The 5,877-nt window shown below is 70.2% G+C and carries 7 protein-coding genes and 2 pseudogenes; 2 read left to right on the plus strand and 7 right to left on the minus strand.

Annotated elements, in window-relative coordinates; genetic code table 11:
• The 7 genes and pseudogenes from AB0M20_RS22930 to AB0M20_RS22960 all read right to left on the minus strand — a co-directional run.
• Positions 1 to 245 (minus strand): annotated as a pseudogene (locus AB0M20_RS22930) (acyl-CoA desaturase); the annotation flags it as partial.
• 52 nt (positions 246 to 297) lie between these two features.
• Positions 298 to 684: a hypothetical protein gene (locus AB0M20_RS22935; RefSeq protein ID WP_364301281.1), complete on the minus strand. Its 387-nt coding sequence runs from the start codon at positions 682 to 684 to the stop codon at positions 298 to 300.
• A 242-nt stretch (positions 685 to 926) separates the two neighbouring features.
• A pseudogene (locus tag AB0M20_RS22940) lies at positions 927 to 1,511 on the minus strand (SDR family oxidoreductase); the annotation flags it as partial.
• Complete coding sequence (locus AB0M20_RS22945; RefSeq protein WP_364301268.1) at positions 1,508 to 1,978, minus strand: SRPBCC family protein; 471 nt, start codon at positions 1,976 to 1,978, stop codon at positions 1,508 to 1,510. The pseudogene AB0M20_RS22940 and the gene AB0M20_RS22945, both read right to left, overlap by 4 nt.
• Positions 1,975 to 2,865 carry a fumarylacetoacetate hydrolase family protein gene (locus AB0M20_RS22950; RefSeq protein WP_364301270.1) on the minus strand — a complete coding sequence of 297 codons (891 nt, stop codon included), beginning with the start codon at positions 2,863 to 2,865 and terminating at the stop codon, positions 1,975 to 1,977. The genes AB0M20_RS22945 and AB0M20_RS22950 overlap by 4 nt, the downstream gene beginning before the upstream one ends.
• Positions 2,862 to 3,755 (minus strand): NAD(P)-dependent oxidoreductase, encoded by an 894-nt coding sequence (locus AB0M20_RS22955; RefSeq protein WP_364301273.1) that lies wholly within the window; start codon positions 3,753 to 3,755, stop codon positions 2,862 to 2,864. Before AB0M20_RS22955 ends, AB0M20_RS22950 begins: the two co-directional genes overlap by 4 nt.
• On the minus strand, positions 3,752 to 4,120 hold the full coding sequence (locus tag AB0M20_RS22960) for a YciI family protein (RefSeq protein WP_364301275.1): 369 nt from the start codon (positions 4,118 to 4,120) through the stop codon (positions 3,752 to 3,754). The genes AB0M20_RS22955 and AB0M20_RS22960 overlap by 4 nt, the downstream gene beginning before the upstream one ends.
• A 95-nt stretch (positions 4,121 to 4,215) precedes the next feature.
• Between AB0M20_RS22960 and AB0M20_RS22965 the strand changes: the two genes are divergently transcribed.
• Both AB0M20_RS22965 and AB0M20_RS22970 read left to right on the plus strand, forming a co-directional pair.
• Positions 4,216 to 4,995, plus strand: coding sequence for a GntR family transcriptional regulator (locus AB0M20_RS22965; RefSeq protein ID WP_364301277.1), 780 nt, complete (start codon positions 4,216 to 4,218; stop codon positions 4,993 to 4,995).
• Between the two features lie 293 nt (positions 4,996 to 5,288).
• Positions 5,289 to 5,877, plus strand: a 589-nt coding sequence (locus AB0M20_RS22970; protein ID WP_364301279.1) for a hypothetical protein, incomplete at its 3' end; no start/stop codon positions are given.

Below are 5,877 nucleotides of genomic sequence, written 5' to 3' on the forward strand. Positions count from 1 at the left end.
TGGGCCACCAGGGCGACCTGGGAGAAGATGATGCCCAGGAACGCGGCGACGGCGATCGTCCACCAGGACGAGCCGACCAGCACGAACGCGGCCCACCCGCCGACCAGCAGCGTGGCGACCGCACCCATCCGCACCGCGTAGTACGCGGGACGCCGCTCGAGCAGCCCGGCCTCGGCGATCCGCCGGTTCAACGCGGCGAAATCACTACCGGCCGTGGTTCTCGGCCGCTCCAAAACTGATGTCATGCTTCCAGCATCGCGGCCGCGCCGCGCCGTGGCAGGAGTGCAGGGACCCTGCTCATGGGGGTGTTAGCACCCCTCGAACCCGGGCGTTGTGCCGTGCGTGCTGCAGGGTGGAGACCAGGGCCAGCGTCGACTCCGCACCCTGATTCAGGTTGGGGCCCTGCAGGGTGAGCCCGTCGTATGCGCCGCCGGTCGCCGGATCCCACATGGCGACGCCGATGTCGTTGTCGCCGAGGAACCACGCCACCGCCCGATCGACCAGCACCTCCCAGCCGGGGTCACCGGTCGCGAGCGCCGCGGTCGCCGCCGCGTCGGCGAGCGCCGCCACCTCGATCGGCTGCTGATCGTGCCGGAAGCGGGCGGTGCCGCGCCGCCAGCCGACCGCGGGCAGGACCGACAGCCGCCCCTCGGACACCTGGATCTCGCCGAGCCAGGTGAGCATCCGCAGCCCGTTGCCGAGGAGCCGGTCGTCACAGAGCAGATGGCCCGCGGCGATGACGACCTCGGCCAGGGCGGCGTTCGCGTACGTGAGGCGGTCCTGCGGCCACGCCCACGTGGCGCTCGGCGGTGGTGTGCCGACGGCCCGGGCGGCGTCATCGAGGAGCGAGGCGGCGGCGTCGTGGCCGGGGTCTGCACCCGCTTGATGGCCTGCATCTGCGGCACGACCTCGAAGAACACCTCGGGGCCGGCCTCGGTGGTCGCGGTGCGGACCAGCGACGGCCCGATCGCGTTCGCCGTCACGCCGTGCTCGGCCAGCTCCGTCGCCAGCCCCCGGGTCAGCCCGATGACCGCCATCTTCGACGCGATGTAGTGCGTGAAGCCTGGGATCACCAGACCCACGGAGTTCGAGGTCATGTTCACGATCCGGCCGTGCCCGCCCAGCTTGAGTTGCGGCAGGAAGGCCTGGGTGAGCAGGAACATCGACTCCACGTTGACCGCGAACATCCGCTGCCAGTCGGCGAAGCTCATCGACTCGAACGGCTGGTTGGGGTAGATGCCGGCGTTGTTCACCAGGATGTCCGCGGCGCTCAGGCCGGTCCGGACGTCCTCGGCCGCCCGCGCCACCTGCTCCGCCCGCGTCACGTCGACCCGCAGGGCGAGGCCCTTCCCGCCGGCGGCGGTGATGTCGTCGAGGGTGTCGGCGCCGTCCGCGATGTCGAGCACCGCCACGTCGGCGCCCTCGGCCGCCAGGCGTTGCGCGTACACCCGGCCGATGCCGGAGGCCGCACCGGTGACCACCGCGACGCGCCCCGCCAGGCGGGCGCTCATGCCGGGACCGCGCTCTCGCCCGCGGCGATCTTCCGCATGGCGCCCAGCGTGGCGGCGACCGCCTTCAGGTAGTCGCCGGTCATGCCGTCGGCATACTCCTGCTCGGTCCTGGAGCCGCCCTCGACGCCCTGCACGACCAGCGCGAAGCTGAACCGCAGGAACAGCTGGCCGCCGACCTCCTCGATCTCGTTGGCGATCGTGCCGAGCACCGGGCCGGCGATCCGGGTGAAGACCACCCGGTGCGGCTGCTCGAGCGTGATCCGCTCGGTGAAGGGCTGACCGCGGAACACGATGTCCCGGTCGAACGTGGTGTCCGACAGCCGCTGGGTGACCTCGCACTCGGTCATCGACGGCACGAACGGCAGAGCGTTGTTCGCTTTCAGCACCAGGCCGTCCCAGACGGCGGAGCGGTCCAGCTCCGGCTCGCCCGGCTCGTTCGCGGGCAGTCGGTGGGTCACGAAGATCATGGCTGGTCCTCCTCGCTGATCACACGGTTCTCGATTTCGCCCAGGCCGTCGACGGCTACGCGCACCACGTCACCGGGCTTGAGGTGCAGGCCGCGGCCGACGCCGACACCGGAGGGGGTCCCGGTGCAGATCACGTCGCCGGGCTCGAGGGTGACGATCCGGCTGGCGGCGGCCACCAGCTCGTCGATGCCGCAGATCATGTCGCCGGTCGACTCGTCCTGTTGCAGCTCGCCGTTGACCCACAGGCGCAGCCGCAGGTCCTGCGGATCGGGCACCAGGGCCGCCGGAGTGATGCCGGGACCCATCGGCAGCGAGTCGTCGATGGCCTTCGCGCCGAACCAGTCGTACGCGAACGCTTCGATCGGCACACCGGTCCGCTTGTGGTAGCCGCGGGCGGTGACGTCGTTGGAGACCGTGTACCCGGCGATGTGCGAGCGGGCGCTGCCGAGGTCGATGTCGCGCCCGCCGACGCCGATGACGATCGCCAGCTCGGCCTCCCAGTCGTACCGGGCGGCGTCGGCGTCGTGCAGCACGATCGGGTCGGCCGGCCCGATCACCGTCGTGGTCGGCGGCTTCATGAAGAAGTACGGCCGCCACGACGAATCCGGGTCCTCCCCGCCCATCTCGCGGATGTGCCGGCGGTAGTTGACGCCGGCGCAGAGCACCTTGCGGGGGAAGCGGATCGGGGCCAGCAGAGTCGCGCCGGTGACCGCCGGCGCGTCCTCGAGCGACAGCTCCAGCAGCCCGTCGGCCGGCCACTCCTCGAGCAGCTCCAGCATCCCCGACCACTGCTTCAGCTCGGGCGGCGCGACGATCGTGCCGTCCGCCAGCAGCGCGCCCAACTGCGGGTCGCCGTCGGTGCGGAAGGTGACGAGCGAATACCTCATACCGTCCTGCCTTCCTGCAGCTGGGCATGCACGAAGGCGATGTCCTTGTGGCCGTTGCCGTCCCGCATGGCCTGGTCGAAGACCTGCTTGGCCGCGGTGAAGACCGGCGCCGCATCCGGCGGCACGATGTCGGCGACCTGATGGAGGATCTGCTCGAGCGTCTCGATCGGGCCGGGCGCGGGCTCGTAGCGGCCCTCGCGCATCCACGGGCCGCGCTGCTTGAGCAGGGCCGAGGCGGCGATGGAGCCGTCCAGCGTGCGCTGCACCAGCTCGAGGTCGAGGCCCTGACGCCGGGCGAAGGCGAGCGCCTCGGCGGCCGCCACCGTGTGCGCGGCCATCAGCATGGCGGACACGTACTTGAGGCCGGCGCCGTTGCCGAAGGCGCCCGCGTGCACCCACGGGCCGGAGATGGCGTCGAGCACCGGCTTGACGCTCTCGATCGCGTGCTCGTCGCCGGAGACGAACGTGGTGGCCATCCGCGGCTCGACCATCGGCGGGCTGCCGCTGATCGGGGCGTCCAGCAACTCACCGCCGGCCGCCCGCACCGCCGCGCGGACGGCCGCCTTGCGGTCCACCTCGACCGTGCTCATCTCGATGTGCACGGTGCCTTTTCGCAACGCCTGTAGCGTGCCCTGCGGGCCGCAGACCACCTCCTCGACCGCGGCGGCGTCGGGCAGGATCGACAGGAGCACGTCGGCGCGCTCGGCCACCTCGGCGGGCGAGCTCACCCGCACCCCGCCGGCCTCGGCCAGCCCGTCGCCGGGCGTACGCCGGAACCCCACCACGCCGAAACCCTTGGCCATCAGGTTGCGCGCGATCGGCATGCCCATCTTGCCGAGCCCGATGATGCCCACGTCCGTCATCGCCGCCTCATTCCCATGAGCCATCATTGCCAAGAAAATCGACCGGTCCCGAGCGAGACCCGCACTCCGATGGAACCCTCGTTGACCCGCCAGCCGAAGACCTCGGCGGTCCGCAGCCCGGCCACCACGAAGGGGTCGGCGGCCGCGATCCGCGCCGCGTGCTCGGCGTCGTCCGCCCGCAGCACGGTGATCCCGGCGCCGGGCGCGACGCCGGGCCCGCTGGTGAGCGGGCCGGAGAGCAGGACCGTGCCGTCCGCCTCGAGGCCGAGCAGCCACCTCAGGTGTGCCTCGGCGTGTGCCTCGACGTCTGCCGCCGTGGTCGCCGGCAGCGGGGTCGAGCGGACCAGCCAGTAGTCACGGCCGAGCAGCCGTTCGCGATCTACAGGTCCCATGAGCAAACTGTATGCAGTTTTGCGCGGACGTCAAGAGTGTGTTTCGTCCGGCAGGGTGTATGCAGTTCGTTATCCGCATCGGTGATAATTGTTGAATGCCACGTGCCGTCCGCAGCCCCGCACCAAGCCCAGCAAGCTCCCCCAAGCTGCAGAAGCTGCATCTCCCCGAGGTCCGCCAGGCCATCCCGGTGCTGCACGCGTATCTGCGCGAGTGCATCCTCGACGGCACCCTCGAGCCGGGCACCAAGCTGTCCCAGGTCGCCCTGGCCGAGCAGCTCGGGGTGAGCCGCACCCCGCTGCGCGAGGTGCTGCGCATGCTGCAGGAGGAGGGCCTGGTCGAGATCGAGCCCAACCAGCGCACGCGGGTGGCCGGGCTCGACCCCAAAGAGCTGGACGAGTTGTACGCGAGCCGGATCCTGCTCGAGACGCTCGCCCTGTCGCTGAGCATCGACAGCTTCGGCCCGGCCGACACCAAACGGGCGAAGTCGCTGCTGACCACCATGCGGGCGGCGGGACGCAAGGGCGACGTGCGCAGCTGGTTCACCGCGCACCGGGAGTTCCACCAGATGATGTACACCGCGGTGGGCGAGGGCGTGCAGCGGCAGCTGGCCGCGTACGCCGACCGGTCGATCCGCTACATCCGCATCTACCAGCTCGCCGAGCCGAACAGCTGGCAGGCCGCCGGCGAGGGGGAGCACCAGGCGATCCTGGACGCGGTGGTGGCGCACGACCGCGCGGCCGCGACCACCGGGCTGGCTCATCATCTGGCGGGGACCGCCGAGCGGGTGCTGACCGACTGCGCGCCGGCCTACCGCATCCAGGCGGTCACGCACGCCCTGGCTCTGGTCGATCAGCGGGTTCTCACGACAACCTGAGGGTCTACTTAGGAAAGAATTTCGTCCGTCTTAAGTGCTGTCTGTTTTCGTTCCGCTTGACAGCTTTGGTAGGTGCGGGCACCCTGTACCCGATTCGACCCCTGACGCCCCTTTCGTGGAGCCGCCGCTGGCGCGCGCTCGAAAACGGTGATTCTTCGCGAGTTTTACAGATCGCCCATCAAGGTCGACTTCCCACTATATGAAGCTCTTTCGGTCGATGAATGGTTTTCGCATCTGAGGTACGGGCACTGCGGCGTGCGAAGTTCATCGATGCTTTGGAAGGGGCATTCCACATGAGACTTGGTGCGATCTCGAAGGTGCTGCTGGCCGGTGCTGTTGCACTGTCCACCGTGGCCGTCACGACGGCGTCGGCCGCCGCCGCTCCCGCCGCGCCCGCTCCGGCGCCGCAGGCCGAAGCGGTGGGGACCATGTCGTCGCAGGTGTCCGGCACCTTCACCGACGTGCTCGGCGGGCTCGGTGCCGTCACGGGTACGTTCAGCCCGACCAAGTTCCAATCGTCGAACCGTCAGATCACCGCCACCGGCGTGCTGACGTCGACGCTGACCGACTCGGCCGGCACCGTGCTGGGCACCGTTCAGAAGACCGTCACCATGCCGGTCGTCCTGCCCACGGCGCAGCAGCAGAGCGCTCACTCCGCGCAGATCACGTGTGACGTGCTGAACCTCGTGCTCGGCCCGCTGCACCTCGACCTGCTCGGCCTCGTGGTCGACCTGAACCGCGTGGTGCTCGACATCGTGGCGCAGACCGGCGCCGGCAACCTGCTGGGCAACCTGCTCTGCGCGATCACCAACCTGCTCAACGGCGGCATCGCCCTGCCGCTGCCGTTCCTGACCCAGCTGCTCAACCAGATCCTGGCAATCC

It is taken from the genome of Actinoplanes sp. NPDC051633, assembly GCF_040681735.1.
Lineage (GTDB): Bacteria > Actinomycetota > Actinomycetes > Mycobacteriales > Micromonosporaceae > Actinoplanes.